Source organism: Paraburkholderia sp. BL25I1N1, from assembly GCF_003002025.1.
Taxonomy (GTDB): Bacteria; Pseudomonadota; Gammaproteobacteria; order Burkholderiales; family Burkholderiaceae; genus Paraburkholderia.
On record NZ_PVZB01000003.1, the window covers coordinates 199,072 to 216,915 of the forward strand.

15 protein-coding genes are annotated in these 17,844 nt (G+C 62.8%); 9 read left to right on the forward strand and 6 right to left on the reverse strand.

The window, feature by feature from the left end; translation table 11 throughout:
- The first annotated feature begins 146 nt into the window (after positions 1–146).
- A complete protein-coding gene (locus tag B0G73_RS05690; protein WP_106278726.1) occupies positions 147–464 on the forward strand; it encodes a DUF4148 domain-containing protein in 318 nt (105 codons plus the stop codon).
- A 347-nt stretch (positions 465–811) separates the two neighbouring features.
- On the opposite strand, the gene B0G73_RS05695 is transcribed toward B0G73_RS05690, so the two are convergent.
- The 6 genes from B0G73_RS05695 to B0G73_RS05720 form a co-directional block, all read right to left on the reverse strand.
- On the reverse strand, positions 812–1,060 hold the full coding sequence (locus B0G73_RS05695; RefSeq protein ID WP_106278728.1) for a hypothetical protein: 249 nt from the start codon (positions 1,058–1,060) through the stop codon (positions 812–814).
- Positions 1,061–1,178: 118 nt separating this feature from the next.
- The gene (locus tag B0G73_RS05700) at positions 1,179–2,225 is read right to left on the reverse strand and encodes a phytoene/squalene synthase family protein (protein ID WP_106278731.1); all 1,047 of its coding nucleotides are present in this window, start codon (positions 2,223–2,225) and stop codon (positions 1,179–1,181) included.
- A 145-nt stretch (positions 2,226–2,370) separates the two neighbouring features.
- Complete coding sequence (locus B0G73_RS05705; RefSeq protein ID WP_106278733.1) at positions 2,371–3,255, reverse strand: amidohydrolase family protein; 885 nt, start codon at positions 3,253–3,255, stop codon at positions 2,371–2,373.
- A gap of 49 nt (positions 3,256–3,304) precedes the next feature.
- Positions 3,305–5,206 (reverse strand): feruloyl-CoA synthase, encoded by a 1,902-nt coding sequence (locus tag B0G73_RS05710; RefSeq protein WP_106278735.1) that lies wholly within the window; start codon positions 5,204–5,206, stop codon positions 3,305–3,307.
- A 36-nt stretch (positions 5,207–5,242) separates the two neighbouring features.
- A complete protein-coding gene (locus B0G73_RS05715) occupies positions 5,243–6,694 on the reverse strand; it encodes an aldehyde dehydrogenase (protein ID WP_106278738.1) in 1,452 nt (483 codons plus the stop codon).
- Positions 6,695–6,775: 81 nt separating this feature from the next.
- Positions 6,776–7,603: a p-hydroxycinnamoyl CoA hydratase/lyase gene (locus tag B0G73_RS05720; RefSeq protein ID WP_106278740.1), complete on the reverse strand. Its 828-nt coding sequence runs from the start codon at positions 7,601–7,603 to the stop codon at positions 6,776–6,778.
- A gap of 137 nt (positions 7,604–7,740) precedes the next feature.
- Between B0G73_RS05720 and B0G73_RS05725 the strand changes: the two genes are divergently transcribed.
- From B0G73_RS05725 to B0G73_RS05760, 8 genes are all read left to right on the forward strand, one after another.
- Positions 7,741–8,241: a MarR family winged helix-turn-helix transcriptional regulator gene (locus B0G73_RS05725; protein WP_106278742.1), complete on the forward strand. Its 501-nt coding sequence runs from the start codon at positions 7,741–7,743 to the stop codon at positions 8,239–8,241.
- A 348-nt stretch (positions 8,242–8,589) separates the two neighbouring features.
- On the forward strand, positions 8,590–9,819 hold the full coding sequence (gene mhpT / locus B0G73_RS05730) for a 3-(3-hydroxy-phenyl)propionate transporter MhpT (protein ID WP_106278746.1): 1,230 nt from the start codon (positions 8,590–8,592) through the stop codon (positions 9,817–9,819).
- Positions 9,820–9,881: 62 nt separating this feature from the next.
- The gene (locus B0G73_RS05735) at positions 9,882–11,021 is read left to right on the forward strand and encodes a porin (RefSeq protein WP_106278749.1); all 1,140 of its coding nucleotides are present in this window, start codon (positions 9,882–9,884) and stop codon (positions 11,019–11,021) included.
- Positions 11,022–11,031: 10 nt separating this feature from the next.
- A complete protein-coding gene (locus tag B0G73_RS05740; protein WP_106278752.1) occupies positions 11,032–12,765 on the forward strand; it encodes a tannase/feruloyl esterase family alpha/beta hydrolase in 1,734 nt (577 codons plus the stop codon).
- Between the two features lie 375 nt (positions 12,766–13,140).
- Positions 13,141–14,616 carry an ATPase domain-containing protein gene (locus B0G73_RS05745; protein WP_106278755.1) on the forward strand — a complete coding sequence of 492 codons (1,476 nt, stop codon included), beginning with the start codon at positions 13,141–13,143 and terminating at the stop codon, positions 14,614–14,616.
- Between the two features lie 6 nt (positions 14,617–14,622).
- The gene (locus tag B0G73_RS05750) at positions 14,623–14,973 is read left to right on the forward strand and encodes a response regulator (RefSeq protein ID WP_106278758.1); all 351 of its coding nucleotides are present in this window, start codon (positions 14,623–14,625) and stop codon (positions 14,971–14,973) included.
- 195 nt (positions 14,974–15,168) lie between these two features.
- On the forward strand, positions 15,169–16,605 hold the full coding sequence (locus B0G73_RS05755) for an MFS transporter (RefSeq protein ID WP_106278760.1): 1,437 nt from the start codon (positions 15,169–15,171) through the stop codon (positions 16,603–16,605).
- A gap of 37 nt (positions 16,606–16,642) precedes the next feature.
- On the forward strand, positions 16,643–17,842 hold the full coding sequence (locus tag B0G73_RS05760; RefSeq protein WP_106278763.1) for a CaiB/BaiF CoA-transferase family protein: 1,200 nt from the start codon (positions 16,643–16,645) through the stop codon (positions 17,840–17,842).
- Positions 17,843–17,844: the final 2 nt, after the last annotated feature.

Consider the following 17,844-nt stretch of genomic DNA (forward strand, 5'->3'; position numbering starts at 1 on the left):
GCATCCCTTGTTTTGTCTCAAATCCAGCAACAAACATTACCTGAAACGATGATTACTCTCTCCAGTTCGCAAAACTACAATGTAATCACTGAATACGAACAACACCGTTCGTAGCAAGATAAAGACCGAATTGGAGGTAGTTCATCATGAAATCACTCATTCAAGCTGTTGTTATCGCTGCCGTGCTGGCCGCTCCGGTTGCTTCGTTTGCGCAGTCCAACCAGCCTGTGACCCGCGCCCAAGTGCGCGCCGAACTGATTCAACTCGAAAAAGCAGGCTATCAACCCGGCGCCGCCGATCCGTACTATCCGGCCGACATTCAGGCCGCCCAAGCTCGCGTCGCCCGTGAAAACGGCACGGCACAGGCAGCGGAAAGTGGCTACGGTGGTACGGTGAGCGGCGCTTCTCAAGCAGGCCGCCCGGTTCCCGCAAATGGCCCGCAGTCGGTTTATTTCGGTCACTAAGCAGTAGCTGCGCGGTAATCAGGCAGTAACCCGACCGTAACCAGCTATCAGGCGAGTTGAACGGCACAGGCAAGAAGCCTTCTCGTGCGACGATCAACCGCCTGGCGCACCAGTAACCGGTGCGCGATGATTCAAAAACAAACTGGCCCGCGACCGGTATCTCCGATCGCGGGCCAGTTGTCTATTGGTTACCTCCGTCATCGGCCTTCCGATGGCTTCGCCTGGACCCTTCACGGTCCGGGCGCTTTTTATTGGCGCTGCCGTTCCGCAGCGCCTTTGTCAGTATCGAAACGAAGCCCGCATTGGCGGATCGAGGCCGGTTTCAGATAATGGGCACGCGACTCGTGTCAGTCCCGTGCGATGAGATCACCCACTTGACCGCGCCCGGTGACGAGACAGCTTGAGAGAAAATTCTCGCCTTGGCTGCTGGCCCCGATGTCTCCAAAGCCTTTTTTCAGCGCGTTCGATTTGACCATTTCCGCGCCCTGGTGACACGTTATTGTCCCGATCTCCCCCGCTTGCGCGCGCATCAGCGCTCTATCTGCCATCAGATAGCCGAGCAACAGCACTACGGCAATATTGAACGCTTGTCTCATGGTTCGCCTCCTCTTTGGAAGAGACTAACGCGAACCATGAATACACGGTCCTAGGGGTTTCCCGATTGATGGCTATTCCATGATGCAGATTAAATCAGCTCTGCTTGTCTCGTCACCCTCAAAGCCGGGCTTCAATTTGGCTAATTCGCTGTTCAATGGCGTTGCGCACCAATCTATTCGAAGGCACCAGCAACAGTGACGACGCGATGATCTGATACACCTTATTCCGCCGCACTTTGGACACTCTCTGCGGATCGAGCCAGGCATCGTTGTCCGCGAGCAGAAGCAGTGTCTCAAGGCCAATCAGGATCGGCCACAAACAGGCGAGCCGCAAACGCACGGAAAATGCGGGAATCGCCAGCGTGTAATCGAGGGCTTCGCGGAAATGATCGAGTGTCTTGCGCAAAAGCTCCACCATCAACGGCCGGGCACGCAACGAATTGGCCGGCACCAGCAAATCCTGCGCGCTTAGACCATATCGGTCGAGCAAGGTCTGCGGCAGATAACAGCGGCCGATCCGTAAATCCTTGCCGCAGTCGCGCAGCACGTTGGTCATCTGCAGCGCCTTGCCGAAGCGCACGCCGCGCCGTGCCATCGTCTCGGGCCGCTCCTTCAGCGTGCCGGGCATGTGCGCGTAGGTCATCGTGGTCCAGAATTCGCCGACACAACCCGCCACCAGATACGTGTAGCGGTCCAGTTCATCGTATTCACGCAGCGCCGCGATCTGTCCGGAACGTTCGTCGGGGAAAGTGCGAAGATCGAACTCCATGCCTTCGGTCAGCGTCGAAACGATCTCGCGCACGGCCTTGCGATCCGATTCGCTCAGCTGCGACAACACAGCGAGCGCGGGTCCGAGCGATTCGAGCAGCACTTTCTCGTCCGACTGGTCCTGCTGCCCCGCCACTTCCGCGGCCATGCGTTGGAATAGCGCGCCGTCGTCCGTTGCGCCGTTCACCTGAGCACGCAGCGACAACAGCAAGGTGAGGCGTTGTTCCGGCGAGATCAGCGAGGTGTCCGCAATCGTGTCGGCCGCGCGCGCCAGCAGGTAAGCGAGTCCGATCGGATCGCGCATCCCGACGGGCAGCACGCGCAGGGTGAGATAGAAGGAGCGTGAAACGCCTTTCAGGAGCGGGCCGAGAAGGAAGGCCCGGGTCGGATTCGGCATGGATGGGATCAGGTCGGAGTTGTGCAAGACGCAGGCAAAAAACGGGCAAAAGTCGGGCGCTGCCGAATTGTATACGGCGAAGCGCCTCTGCCGTGCGCGGTAGACCTGTCCTGCCCCATCAGCCTTCTTACTGCTCCCTCGCCGCTCAGGCGTCTTGCTGAAGTCCCAGCACGCCGATTGCGTTCTGTTTGAGAATCAACGGCTGCACCTCTTCCCTGAACCCGACCTGCTTGAAATCCTCCAGCCAGCGGTCCGGTTGAATCAGCGGAAAATCCGAACCGAACAGCATCTTGCGCTTCAGCACCGTATTGGCGTGGCGGATCAACTCGGGCGAGAAATACTTCGGCGACCAGCCGGACAAGTCGATATAGACATTGGGCTTATGCAAGGCGATCGACAACGCCTGCTCCTGCCACGGCCACGACGGATGCGCGATCACGATGTTCATGTCGGGGAAATCCGCCGCGACGTCGTCGAGATGTATCGGCTCCGAATACTTCAGGCGCAACCCGCCGCCGCCTCGCATGCCCGACCCCATGCCGGAATGGCCGCTGTGAAAAACCGCCGTGAGCCGATGTTCGGCGATCAGTTCGTACAGCGGATACGCCAGCCGGTCGTTGGCAAAAAAAGCCTGCATCGTGGGATGAAACTTGAAACCACGCACGCCGTGTTCCTCGATCAGCTTGCGCGCCTCGCGCACACCCATCTTGCCCTTGTGCGGATCGATGCTGGCAAAGGCGATCATGATGTCGCTGTTCTTCTGCGCGAATTCGGCGATCTCCTCATTCGGTATGCGACGCCGTCCGAGGTTCGCTTCACAGTCCACGGTGAACATCACGAAGCCGATCTTGCGCTCTCGATAGTGGTCGATGGTTTCAGGAATCGTCGGCCGCCGGCCGAGTTTCAGCACGGTGCCGAAGTACTTGTCGGCGGCATCGTCGAATTCCTTGCCGAACAGATCCGGCGGCTGGCAGCACGAAACCTCCGCGTGCACGTGCGTGTCGATTGCGACGAGTTGATCGAGATTCATCCACCTTTCCCTGTGTGATTCCGCGGCGAGCACATCACGTCACGTTGCGTTACGTCGCGCCGCATGCGCTCGCGACAATCACCGCGGGATCGCGCCGCCCCGCGTCATACATCGCCTCGACGAGCGCCGCACGGTGCGTCAGCACCGCGCGCTGATTGATCGAGCCTTTGTCGGTTATCTCGCCGAGATCGAGCGACGGCGCGACATCCATGAGCCGCAGACGCGCGATGGTCGTCGCGCCGCCCGTGGCGCCGCGATTGAGCGTGTCGAGCAGCGCGGCGAAGTGCGCGCGCACGGCGGGTGCTTCGACCACCTCTTGCGCGCTCGCCGAAGCGGGCAAGCGAGCCAGCCGCTTGCAATCGTCGAAACGTGGAAAGACCAGCAGGCCCACATCGTCGCGATTCATGCCGGCGACCACCACGTCCTGCACATACGGTGCGCCTTCGGAAATCACGCGTGCCCGCATCGGACCCACGCTCACGAAGGTGCCCGAACTCAGCTTGAAGTCCTCCCCAATACGCCCGTCGAACAGCAGTCCGAGTTCGGGTCGCGTCACGTCGACAAAGCGCAAGGCGTCGCCGCTGCGGAAATAGCCTTCTTCGTCGAACGCGTTTCCCAACTCCGCCGCGTCGGCGCGCCAATATCCGGCCATGACGTGCGGCCCGCGATAACGCGCCTCGAGCTTGTCGCCGACCGGCGCGAGTTTGACCTCGCAGCCATGCGCCGGCAGTCCCACATAACCCGCGCGCATGATCGGACCCGTGGTGAACAGACACGAAGGCGAGGTCTCCGTCATGCCGAGTCCGGCCATGATGCGTATGCGCTCGCCGCAATATGTTTCAGTGACGCGTTCGAGCCTGTCCCACGCTGCTTGCGACAGGCCGGCACCTGAGAAGAAATAGACTTTCACGCGCGAGAAGAATGTCTCGCGCAATTGCTCGTCGCGTTCCAGCGCGATCGCCAGTTCCTCCCAACCCTTCGGCACGTTGAAGTAGATGGTTGGCGCGATTTCACGCAGATTGCGCAGTGTTTCCTCGAATTTGCCGTTGACCGGTTTGCCGTCGTCGATATAGAGAGTGCCGCCGTTGTAGAGCGCGATACCTGCGTTATGGCTGCCGCCGAACGTATGGTTCCAGGGCAGCCAGTCGACCAGCACCGGCGGTTCCTTCGCGAACTCGGGAAACGTTTCGAGCAGCATCTGCTGATTGCTGCACAGCATGCGGTGCGTGGTCGGCACCGCCTTCGGCAGCTTGGTCGAACCGGAGGTGAACAGAAATTTGGCGATGGCGTCCGGGCTCACCGCGGCGTGAACGGAGTCGACCGTGGTGGGCGTTGTGTTCAGCAGGTCGTCGAACGAGGTCACGTTGCGTGCCGCCGGCTGTTCTCGCGGCAATTTCGCGGCCATCACTTCGACATCGGAAGACACGGTTGCGTCGATTGCCTTGGCGAACGTATCGTAGGCGCTTACAAACACGAGACCAGGTGTCAGCAAATCGATCGTATGGCGCAGCTTGCCGAAGTCGCCGGAAGCCAGCGCATAGGCGGGCGAAATCGCGGCGTAGGGAATGCCCGCCCACATCGCGCCGAGCGCAAGTTGCAGATGTTCGAGATCGTTGCCCGACAGAATCACGACGGGCCGCTCGGCGGACAAATCGCGTGCGAGCAGCGCCTGGCCGATCGCGCGTGCGCTTTGCAAGGCCTTCGCGTAGCTCAGGCCGATCCATTGACCGTCGCTGCCGCGACGCGCCGCCAGCCATCGTTCGGGATGCGCCTGCGCGCCGCTCACGAGCCGTTCGGTCATCCGTTGCGGATGCGCGCCGAGCGGTTCGGCCGCGCGCAAATACCACGTGTCGCCCTGCCGCTGCGTGTGCAACGACGAAGCGCCGATCGTCGTCGCCCGGTAGCGCTTCGGCGCATCGGGGGTGTTCGGTTGTATCGGCTCGGAATGCAAAGCCTGTCTCCTCTGTGAAAAGCGCGATCGCAACGATCAGATCGGATAATGCCGAGGTCCGGTTTGAATCGTGATCCAACGCAGATCCGTGAACTCTGCAATCGACGCCTTGCTGCCGAATCGCCCGTAACCGCTTTTCTTCACACCGCCGAACGGCATCTGCGCTTCATCGTGCACGGTCGGACCGTTGATATGGCAGATACCCGATTCGATACGTTTCGCCACGTTCAACGCTCGCGACACATCGCGACTGAATACCGCTGCCGAGAGTCCGTACTCGCTGTCGTTGGCGATTCGAATCGCTTCCTCGTCGCCGTCCACGCGCTGCACCGTCACTACCGGCCCGAACGATTCTTCCGCATACAGCTTCATGGCAGGCGTGATGCCATCTACGATCACCGGCTGCATCGCGGCGCCTTCCACAGTGCAGCCAACGGGCAACTTGGCGCCCTTCTCGTGCGCATCTTCGATCAACGCTTTGATGCGTTGCGCGGCGGCGGCGCTTTCAAGCACGCCGAGCACGGAATCCGCAGCGGCCGGATCGCCCGCTTTCAAAGTCCGCGCTTTCGCCGCGAGCTTCTCCACCAACGCATCCGCAATCTTCCGGTCGACGATCACGCGCTCCGTCGACATGCAAATCTGCCCCTGGTTGAAAAACGCGCCGAACGCGATGCCGGCCACCGCCGCGTCCAGATCGGCGTCGTCCAGCACGACCACCGGCGCCTTGCCGCCGAGTTCGAGCAACGCCGGCTTCAGATGCGACGCCGCATGTTGCGCGACAATGCGCCCGACTCGAGTCGAACCCGTGAAATTCACGCGACGTACCGCCGGATGCGCGATCAGCCGTTCGACGATCGCCGGCGCATCTTCAGCGGAATGCGTGATCACGTTGACGACGCCGTCGCCGAGACCGGCTTCCTGCAGCACGCTGCCGATCAGTCGATGCACGCCGGGACAGCCTTCGGATGCCTTGAGCACGACCGTGTTGCCGCACGCGAGCGGCATGGCAATGGCCCGCGTGCCGAGAATCACCGGCGCGTTCCACGGCGCCATGCCGAGCACCACGCCGCATGGCTGGCGCACCGCCATCGCGAGACTGCCTGGCACGTCGGAGGGAATCACGTCGCCGTCGATCTGTGTGGTCATGGCCGCGGCTTCGCGCACCATGTTGGCGGCGAGCATGACGTTGAAGCCGTACCAGTTCGGCATCGCGCCGGTTTCGGCGACGCCGGTTTCGATGAACTGCGCGGTGCGGGCATCCATCAGATCGGCTGCCGCCAGCAAACGCTTGCGGCGCTCGGTCGGCGCCAGCGCCGACCAGGCCGGAAAGGCCCGCGACGCCGCTTCGACCGCGGCGTCGGCATCGGCCAGCGTGGCCGCCGCCGCGCGCGACGCAGCCTGGCCGCTCGCGGGATTGATCCGCTCGAAGGTCTTGCCGTCCGCCGCGCCACGGCTTTCGCCGCCAATCAACAAAGTCACTTCATGCATGTCTGTCGTCTCCTCGCTGTCTGTCTTGCTGCATCTCTCGTCGTAGTCTGCGTGAATTGAAATCCACGCCGATGCGACCGATCAGCGCTTGTACGTTTGCAGACCCGGCTTGATCGCCTTGTCGTCGAGGAACTGCTTGAGGCCCTGCTCGCGGCCGCCTTCCGGATCGCGCAGCTGCGCCTGATCGAGCTTGGCGTACAGGTAGTCTTCGTTCTGATCCCACGTCAATTCGCGGCAACGCTTGAATCCATGCTTGGCGGCGCGCAACACCACCGGATTCTTTTCGAGCAGTTTGCCGGCGAGCGCACGCGTCACCTCGCGCAACTCGGCACGCGGCACGCTCTTGTTGACGAGGCCCATCTGCGCCGCTTCCTGACCGGTGAAGGTCTCGCCCGTCATGATGTAATACAGCGCCTGACGATGCCCGACGGTATCGGCCATTGCTTTGCTCACCAGATTGCCCGGCGGAATGCCCCAGTTGATTTCGGAAAGACCGAACGTGGCTTCGTCGGCGGCAATCGCCAGGTCACATGCCACCAGCGGCGAGAAGCCGCCACCGAAGCACCAGCCGTTGACCATCGCAATGGTCGGCTTCGCGTACATGCGCAGCAGCTGCCATTGCCAGCGGCACGCGTCGCGGCGAATCTTTTCCTGCAAGATCTCGGGGCCGGCGTCGACTTCGCGGAAATATTCCTTCAGGTCCATGCCGGCTGTCCATGCGTCGCCTTCGCCAGTGAGCACCAGAACCTGCGCTTCGGCGTCGAGTTCAACGGCTTCGAGCACCTCGATCATTTCCTTGTTCAGCGTTGGGCTCATGGCGTTGCGCTTCTCGGGCCGATTGAACGAAACCCATGCGATTCCTTCCGCGACATCCACCTTGACGGTTTTCCAACGGCCTTCATAACTCATCTGTTTTCTCCGTGAACGTTGGCCGCGACCGCGGCCTCATGAACGCATTTAATATCAGGCTGCCTGATATGTAAAGTGGAAATTCGTAAGCTCGGTGCAAACCCCTAGCAGCGAAATTCGGGGCGAGGCACGCTAAGATGCCGGATAGACCGAACCTCCTGTCCATGATGAGCAAAAATCAAAATACGCCTGCCGAGCCTGCCGCCACACGCACTCGCCGTTCCAGCCTGCGCCTGACCTATGTGATCGGCAGTCTCGACCGCATCCTGCGGCGCCGCATGACCGAAGCGCTCGCGCCGCTCGGCCTGACGCTCGCGCAATTCACCGCGCTTTCCGTGCTCGAAGCCAAAGGGCAGGCGTCCAATGCGCAGGTCGCCGAGCGTTCGTTCATCACGCCACAATCGGCCAATGAAGTGATGAACGCGATGGCCGCCCGCAACTGGGTGAGCCGCGAACCGGATCCGACGCACGGCCGCATCGTGCTGCTGCAACTCACGGACGAAGGGCGCGCCGTGTTGCGTGAATGCGAGCAGGCCGTGAAAACCATCGAAAAGCAGATGATGGAAGGCATCGAGCTCGACGCCGCCGGCGCGGTTCAAACTCACCTCGAAACTTTCGTTCGTAATCTGCGCGGCTAGATCCGCGCACGCCACGCCGCCGAATTGCTAGGTGTTTTCACCGAACAATTTGCGCTTGTGTTATCAGCCTACCTGATATTAAATCCAGTCCACGATGCAGCGTGTGGAGACGCGCCGCCTCGCCTCGAAGCAAATGCACCGTCGTCTGGCCATCGAAACGATGCGCCGCGCGCGGCGGTGTTCGCTGCGCTGCTGCCGGGCATTCCATCGCCGCCTCGACGATGATCTGACGCCCGCTTGCCGAACCTGTCTGTCGTGCGGACAGCGACTCGGCATCTGCTGTCTTCCAGCGAAACCGGAAAACCACGCCATTTAATAAGGATCACTAACGTGAAAAGAGCCGGAACATTGAATTCGACCGAAGCCACCGCGGTCCCGGCAGCGTCGAGCCGGACAGGCGCCTTCGTCACCCTGGGATTGTGCTTTGCCATCGCCCTGCTCGAAGGACTCGACCTGCAGTCGGTCGGCGTCGCCGCACCGCGCATGGCGCGCGAGTTCGGCCTTTCCGTCGCGCAAATGGGACTGGCGTTCAGCGCCGGCACCTTCGGCTTGCTGCCGGGTGCGATGTTCGGCGGACGGCTCGCCGATCGCATCGGCCGTAAGCGCGTGCTGGTGATATCCGCATGCCTGTTCGGCCTGCTGTCGATCATGACCGCGCTGGTGAGCGACTTTCACACGCTCGTGATCGTGCGGGTGCTGACAGGTATCGGACTCGGCGGTGCGTTGCCGAATCTGATCGCGTTGTCGTCGGAAGCGGTCGAACCGCGCTCGCGCAGCACCGCCGTGAGCGTGATGTACTGCGGCATTCCGTTCGGCGGCGTGATCGCGTCGGTGATCGGCGTGTTGAGTGCGGGCGACACCGAATGGCGTCACATTTTCTATGTCGGCGGTGCGGGGCCGCTCGTGCTGGTGCCGCTGCTGCTCGCATTCCTCGCGGATTCGAAGGCATTCACCAAAGCATCACGCGATGGACAAGCCAAGCCCGCGCCGGTCGGCGAAATCCTGTTCGGCGGCACGCGCGGGCTCTCCACCGTGCAGATCTGGGTCAGCTACTTCTGCACACTGATCGTCCTCTACTTTCTGCTTAACTGGCTGCCCTCGTTGATGGCCGCGAGCGGTCTGACGCGCGCGCAGGTCGGCTACGTGCAGATCTTTTTCAACATCGGCGGCGGGATCGGCGCGTTGTGCATCGGCATGTTGATGGATCGCATCCGCTCGGGCGTCGTGGTGGCCGGTATGTATGTCGGAATCATCGCTTCGCTCGCGACGCTTTCGACGGCGCACGGCTTCGGCGCGCTCGCGGCCTCTGCTTTCTTCGCGGGGATGTTCGTGATCGGCGGCCAATCGGTGCTGTATGCGCTTTCCGCCGCGTTCTATCCGACGGCCATGCGCGGCACCGGCGTGGGCGCGGCGGTGGCGGTGGGCCGCATCGGCTCGGTGGTCGGGCCGCTCGCGGCGGGCCAATTGCTGGCGATGGGCCGCAGTTCGTCGACCGTGATCGGCGCGAGCATTCCCGTCACGCTGATCGCGGCAGCCGCCGCGCTGCTCCTGCTGCGCCGCCCACGCGCCGACGACTGACCATCGGCACAAGAAGACCCAACAACAACACACATTCATTCAACGGTTCGGAGACACCCTTCATGCAAGCATCCGCACGTCTTTTACTCTGCGGCGCACTGTGCGCCGTCAGCGGCGCCGCAGCGGCCCAATCGAGCGTGACGCTCTACGGCATTATCGATACCGGCATCGAATACGTTTCGCACGCGAACGCCGCGGGCAAGAGCGTGTTCCGCATGCCGTCGGTCACGGGCGAATTGCCTTCGCGCTGGGGTCTGCGCGGCAACGAGGACCTGGGCGGCGGCTATAGCGCGGTATTCACGCTGGAAAGCGGCTTCAACGTGCGCGCCGGCGATCTCGGTCAGGGCGGACGGCTGTTCGGGCGTCAGGCGTTCGTCGGCATCAAGAGTCCGTACGGCACGGTCTCGTTCGGTCGTCAGTACACGATGACGTACCTCGCGCTGATGGGCGCGGACCTGATCGGCCCTGACATCTACGGCCTGGGCTCGCTCGACGCCTACGTGCCGAATGCCCGCGCCGACAACTCGGTGGTGTACCTCGGCAGCTATGCGGGCGTGACGTTCGGTGCGAACTACTCGTTCGGCCGCGACTCGGCCGGCACCGGCAACTCGCCGGGCCAGGGCACGTGTACGGGGTCGGTCGCCGGACAGGCGACTCAATGCCGCGAATGGTCCGTGATGCTGAAGTACGACGCGCCGCTGTTCGGCGTCGCGGCGTCGTATGAAGAGCAGCGCGGCGGCAGCACCGCGGCGGCGAACTTCTTCGACGGCATCGCGCCGACTCCGCTCACCAGCGCCGCCGACAAGGACATCCGCACGCATGTGGGCGCCTACGCGAACCTCGGCAAAGGAAAGCTCGGCGTGGGATGGCTCAACCGCCGCGTCGAACCCGGGGCGGAAACGATTGCCAGCGTGCGCTCGAATCTGTTCTTCGTCGCCGCATCGTACAACGTGACGCCCGCTTTCATCGTCGACGGCGAGGTTTATCACATCACCAATAGCGAGCACGACACGCGCGCCACGATGGGCACGCTGCGCACCACCTATCTGCTTTCGAAGCGCACGGCTGTGTACGCCCAGGGCTCGTATCTCGCCAACAGCGCGAAGGCGCGCTACTCGGTCAGCGCCGGCGGCGGCGGCACGACGCCCACGGCAGGCACCGGCCAGACCGGTGTGATGGTTGGCGTTCGTCATTCGTTCTAGGAGACACAGCATGAAGTGCACCTCTATCGCGCTTGCGGCCGCCGCAGCGCTCACACTCGCCGCGTGCGGCGGCAACGATCTCGGCAGCGCCGCCAACAGCAGCGCCAACAGCTCCGCGTTGCCGCAACTGAGCGCGGCCACGCCCGGTACGCTTGCGGGCAATTGCGCCGCACTCGCCGCGAAGCTCAGCTTCGCCAATACCGTCTTCACCACCGTATCGGATGTCGCGGCAGGCACGCTCAAAGTAGCCGGCAAACCGATCGCCGAACATTGCCTGATTCAAGGCCGTATGAATCAGCGGGTCAGCAGCGTCGACGGCAAGACCTATGCGATCGGCTTCGAGATGCGCCTGCCGATTGCGTGGAATGGGCGTTTCTTCTATCAGGCCAACGGCGGTCTCGACGGCAATGTGGTCACGGCCACCGGCGAGATCGGCGGCGGCGGTCCCACCAGCGACGCGCTCAACATGGGCTTCGCAGTCATCAGCTCCGATGCGGGGCATAGCTCGGCGCAAAATCCGCTATTCGGTCTGGACCCGCAGGCGCGCATCGACTACGGCTACAACGCAGTCGCCACGCTCACGCCGATGGCCAAGCAGGTCATCAAGCTCGCTTACGGCAAGGCGCCGGATCGCAGCTATTTCGACGGTTGCTCTAACGGTGGACGTCATGCAATGGTCGCGGCGGCACGCTCCTCGGCGGAATATGACGGCATCATTGCGGGCGATCCGGGCTTTCATTTACCGAAGGCGGCCGTCGGCGAAATGTGGAGCGCGCAGCAGCTCGCGAAAGTGGCGACCGCGACGACCTCGAACGGCCTGCCCGATATCACGACCGGCTTCACCGCCGCGGAACGTCAAATGGTGGCGTCGAAAATACTGTCAAAGTGCGATGCGCTCGACGGCGTCAGCGACGGCCTCATTCAGGATATCAAGGCATGCCAGGCAAATTTCAGCCTTGCTACCGATGTCCCCACCTGCACGAACAACGTCCGCGACGGCACGTGTTTGACGAGCGCGCAGAAGGACGCCGTCGGCAATGTGTTCTCCGGTGCGCGCAACAGTGCGGGCACGGCCCTCTATGCAAGCTTCCCATACGACGCCGGACTCGGCCCTGGCTGGTCCGGATGGAAGCAGGGCAACTCGATCACACTCGACCCGGCTGCGGCGGCCTTCACGTTCACCACGCCGCCGCAGACCGCTTCCGTGTTAAGCCAGTTGTCCGCGTACGCGCTGAACTTCAGCATGGACACCGACGCGCCGAAGATCTTCGCCACCAGCGGCGCGTATAGCGAGTCGGCCTGGTCGTTCATGACGCCGCCCGACGAAACCAATCTGAGCGCATTGAAGCAGCGCGGCGCGAAGCTGATGGTCTATCACGGCACGAGCGACCCGGTGTTTTCATCGAACGACACGACCGACTGGTATCAGCGGCTCACAGCCGCCAATAGCGGCGACGCGTCGAACTTCGCGCGGCTTTACACGATTGCCGGCATGAACCATTGCAGCGGCGGTCCGAGCACCGACCAGTTCGACATGCTCACGCCGCTCGTCGCATGGGTCGAACAGGGCAAGGCGCCGGACAGCGTGGTCGCCACCGCGCGCGACGCAGGCAATGTCGTGCCGAACTCGGACGTGCCCGCCGCCTGGGGCGCGGGACGCACGCGGCCGCTTTGCCCGTATCCGAAAGTGGCGCGCTATCAGGGCGGCGACATCAACGCCGCGAGTAGTTTCGCTTGCAGCTGAGCTTGTAGCTGAACCAGGAGCGGGCCGTCGGTCCGCTTCGCTCTCCCGTCTCGCTGTCCCGCCTCGCGCATGCAATGGGCTTGTGTACTACCGCCTGCGCGAGGCGCGGCCCCGTCTCTCCTCATCCCTGCATCGCGTTGAAAGATTCACCGCGATTCGGCGGTCGGCACTGCTCCTCCTTACGCGCCTCGCACCTATGCCCGACTTACGGTTCGCCAAGCGGCTCGCCGCCAGGTAGAATCCCCTGCATCTCATGCCGACGCACAGCGTCGCCGCCCAGGAGCGGGAACGCGGATTGCTGATTATAGTAATTTGAGCAATGGACGGTTCCTGTGCGAGCCATCGCTTCTCCGCACTTTGAACGACTCTTCGACAATGACTAACGACGAATCTCAGACGTCTCCCCGATCCAACGTGGAAACGGGTGTCCCCGGTCTCGACGAGATCCTGGGCGGAGGTCTGGTCCGCGGCGGCGTGTATTTGCTGGAAGGCATGGCCGGCGCCGGCAAGACGATCCTGTCGAGCCAGATTGGTTTTCATCGTGTAAGCCAGGGCGAAAAGGTGCTGTACATGACCTTGATCGCCGAATCGCACGACAAGTTGCTGGGTCATCTCAAGGGTCTGAGCTTCTTCGACGAAAACGCGGTCGCCCAGCAGATGCTGTTCGTGTCCGGCTATCACGAACTGATGAAGGACGGCCTCGACGGCTTCCTCAAGCTGATTGCCTCGATCATTTACGATTACCGCCCGAGCCTGATGATCATCGACGGGTTTCGGAGCGCGCGCGAATTCAGCGAGACCGAACTGTCGCTGTCCAAGTTCATCCACGAACTGAATGCACTGGTCGCGGCCATGGATTGCACGACCTTGCTGCTCGCGCCGCTCTCCGGCAACGAACCGCATCCGGAACATACGCTCGTCGACGGCCTGATCGAACTGAACCGCTACAGCGACGGCATGCGCCGCGCGCGCGAAATCGAAGTCCACAAGATGCGCGCGCGCAATCATCTGATGGGCAAGCATTTCTTCCGCATCGCCGAAAGCGGGCTCCTGATGTTCCCGCGCCTGGAAGCGCAGAGCGCCCTGCCGCCGGGTCCGGTGGATCTGAAAACGCGGCTCGGCTTCGGCCTGCCGCATCTCGACGCCCTGCTCGGCGGCGGCTTTGCGCAAGGCTCTACGACTACGCTGATCGGGCCGTCGGGCGTGGGCAAGACCCTCCTCTGTCTGCAGTTTCTCGCGGCCGGCATCGCGCGCGGCGAGCGTTGCGTGTACCTCGGTTTCTATGAAGGACCGCAGCGGCTGGTCGGCAAAGCTGAGGCCGTGTCGATCGGACTCGCGGACGCGTATGCGGATGGCCGGCTCGTGATTCAATGGCAACCGGCCATCGAACTCGCCGTCGACGAACTCGCGGCCACCGCGCTCGCCACGGTCAAGAAAATTGGTGCTTCGCGCATCGTTATCGACGGCGTGGAAGGTTTCCGCGATTCCGCGTTGCGCACCGAGCGCTTCGGCCTGTTCCTGAATGCGCTGCTACACCAGCTTCGCGAAGCCTGCATCACCACGCTGCTGACCGAAGAATTGCCGCTTTACGCCGATACCGGCCACGCGAAGAGCGTGCGCGTTTCGGCGCTGACCGAAAACCTCGTGCTGCTGCGTTACGCCGAAACGGAGACGGGTCTGCGCCGCATGATTTCGGTGGTCAAGCAGCGTGAAAGCGCCCACGACACCTCCCTGCGCGAACTCGTGATTTCGTCTCAAGGCCTCGACGTGATCGAAAACTCGGGGAGCCCCGCCAGCCTGCATTCGCCGGGCGGCCTGTCGGCTACGCTGCCGCAGCGAAGAAATACCTAGCCGCCCATGAAAACCATTCTGGTCGTGGACGACGAATTCGACATCCTGACTGTCTGGCGGCTGCTGCTGGAGCGGCACGGCTATACCGTGCTGACGGCGTCGAACGGGGCCGCCGCGCTCGAACAGATACGCAAGACCCGGCCCGACATCATCGTGTCGGACTGCATGATGCCGATCATGTCGGGGCTGCAATTGTGCGCGGCGCTGAACGCCGATGCCGACCTGCGTGCCATTCCGATCATTCTGTGCAGCGCGGCCGCGGATATCCCCGTGCAGCCGAATCCCCGCATCGAATATGCGCGCAAGCCGCTTTCATTCGACACGCTGCTGGCCATGCTTCAGCGCATGACCGCATAAAGCGTTGGGGCGCCGGAGTGCCCCATCCGGCGTGCCGGCGCGAGCGCCCAGCCGCAGGCGCTATTTCTCCTCTCTAGGTAAAACCCCGAATTCCCCGCTACCGGCCACACCGACTACTCTCGGCACACCCATTAAATAGAACGCCGTTCTGTCTAACAGACCGATACCGACGAGAGACACCGAAGGAGATATTCCATGGCAAGCCTGCCGATCGACGATGCATCCGGCGCGTCGCCCCACTCAAGCGCCGACGCGCCGGCGCTCACGCCCGGCGTCAACGCGCGCATCGACCGCCTGCCCGCGACGCGCGCGGTGTGGATGCTGGTGTTCCTGCTGTCGATCGGCGGCTGGTTCGAGTTCTACGATTTGTTCTTCACCGCGTACGTGGGGCCCGGCCTCGTCAAAAGCGGGGTTTACTCGACGACCACCGCGTCGTTCTTCGGCGTGTCCGGCCTTGGCGCGTTCGTGGCGGCTTCGTTTGCCGGGCTCTTCATCGGCACGTTCTTTCTGGCGGGCATGGCCGACCGCTACGGCCGCAAGACCGTGTTCACCGTGTCGTTGCTGTGGTACTCCGCCGCGACGCTGATCATGGCGCTGCAAAGCACGGCGCCCGCCATCAATCTTTGGCGCCTGATCGCCGGCATCGGCGTGGGCGTCGAACTGGTGACGATCGACACTTACGTCAGCGAACTCGTGCCTAAACATTTGCGCGGACGTGCGTTTGCATTCGTGCATCTGGTGCAGTACACCGCGGTGCCGTCGGTCGCGTTTCTCGCGTGGTGGCTGGTGCCGCTCACGCCGTTCGGACTCGACGGCTGGCGCTGGGTTGTGATCATCGGCGCGTTGGGCGCGGTGGTGGTGCGGGCGATCCGCCGACGCCTGCCGGAAAGTCCGCGCTGGCTCGCGCAACAGGGCCGCGCCGCCGAAGCCGAGCAGGTGCTGCAGGCGCTGGAAGTGAAAGTCGCCGCGCAATACGGCAAGCCGCTGCCGCCCGCCGTGCCGACCGTCGAACCGGCGACCACCAAGGCCGCCTTCCGCGAAATCTGGCAGCCGCCGTATCGCAAACGCGCAATCACGATGCTCGTCTTCAATCTGTTCCAGGCAATCGGCTTTTACGGCTTCGCCTCGTGGGTGCCGACGCTGCTCGTCTCCAAAGGCGTGACGATTACACACAGTCTGCTGTACTCGTTCGTGATCGCGGTGTCGAATCCGTTCGGACCGCTGATCGGCATGGCGATCGCGGACCGCATAGAACGGAAGAGGTTGATCGTGCTGTCGGCACTCGGCATTGCCGTGTTCGGCAGCCTGTTCGCGACGCAAACCTCGCCTGCCATGCTGATGACGCTCGGCGTGCTGATCACGCTGAGCGGCACGCTGCTCTCGGTCGGCTATCACGCGTACCAGACCGAACTCTTCCCGACGCGTCTGCGGGCGCGCGCCGTCGGCTTCGTCTACTCGATGTCGCGTCTGTCAGCCATGTTCTCCGGCTTCATGATCGCCTTCGCGCTGCGTCATTTCGGCGTAAGCGGTGTGTTCGCGTTGATCAGCGCGTCGATGGTGATGGTGATGGGCGCGATCGGCATCTTCGGGCCACGGACCAACCATCGCAATCTCGACGAGATTTCACATTGAACGCATTGCATCGCATTCTGAACAAGAGGTTTTGAACATGACGCTGCCGTTGGCTGGAGTCCGCGTACTGGACTTATCGAATGTATTGGCCGGCCCGTTTTGCGCGTATCAACTCGCGTTGCTCGGCGCCGAAGTGATCAAGGTCGAGCATCCGGAAGGCGGCGATCTGGCGCGGCGCCTGGGCGCCGACAAGGAGGCGTCGGCGCGCAACATGGGCGCCTCGTTCGTCGCCGTGAACGCGGGCAAGCAATCCGTCACGCTCAATCTGAAAGACCCGCGCGGCAAGGCGATTCTGCGCGATCTCGTGAAAACCGCGGACGTGCTGGTCGAAAATTTCCGGCCCGGCGTGATGACGCGTCTCGGCCTCGATTTCGACGCGCTGCGCGAGGTCAATCCGAAGCTCGTGTATTGCGCGATCTCCGGCTTCGGCATGGACGGCGAGTTTTCGAAACGGCCTGCTTACGATCAAATCATTCAGGGTATTTCCGGCGTGATGAGCGTGACCGGCGATGCAGACAGCGCACCGTTGCGCGTCGGCTATCCGGTGTCGGACACGGTGGGTGGCCTCACGGCGGCGTTCGGCATTTGCGCCGCGCTGCTCGACGCGCGCGCCACAGGACATGGCCGCATGCTCGATGTGTCGATGCTCGAAGCCACGCTCGCGACAATGGGATGGGTCGTCTCGAACTTCCTGAACGCCGGCGTCACGCCGACGCCGATGGGCAACGAGAACTTCACCGCCGCGCCCTCGGGCACCTTCAAAACCGGCGACGGCCCGCTCAATATCGCCGCTAACGAAGACAAACAGTTCGCGAGCTTGTGTCAGTTGATCGGACGAGCGGATCTGCTCGACGATCCGCGTTTTTCCGAGCGCAACGCGCGCAAGGTGAATCGCGCCGCATTGAAAACGGAAATCGAAGCGGCACTCGCGCGCGACAGCGCCGCGAACTGGGAGGCCCGTTTCTTCGAAGCCGGTGTGCCGGCCGGCCGCGTGATGTCGGTGCCGGAGATTCTCGCGCATCCGCATCTGGAGTCGCGCGGCTTCATCCGCGAATTCGCCGCCGACGCCAATACGGACCGCCAGCGCGTGACTCGCGCGGGCTTTCGTCTGCACGATGCTGACACGGCGCCGAGCACACCCGCGCCGGTTCTCTCGGCCCACACACATGAACAGCTCGCCGCGCTCGGTTACGACGACGCACATATCGATCAACTACGCGCCGAAGGAGTGATCTGAAC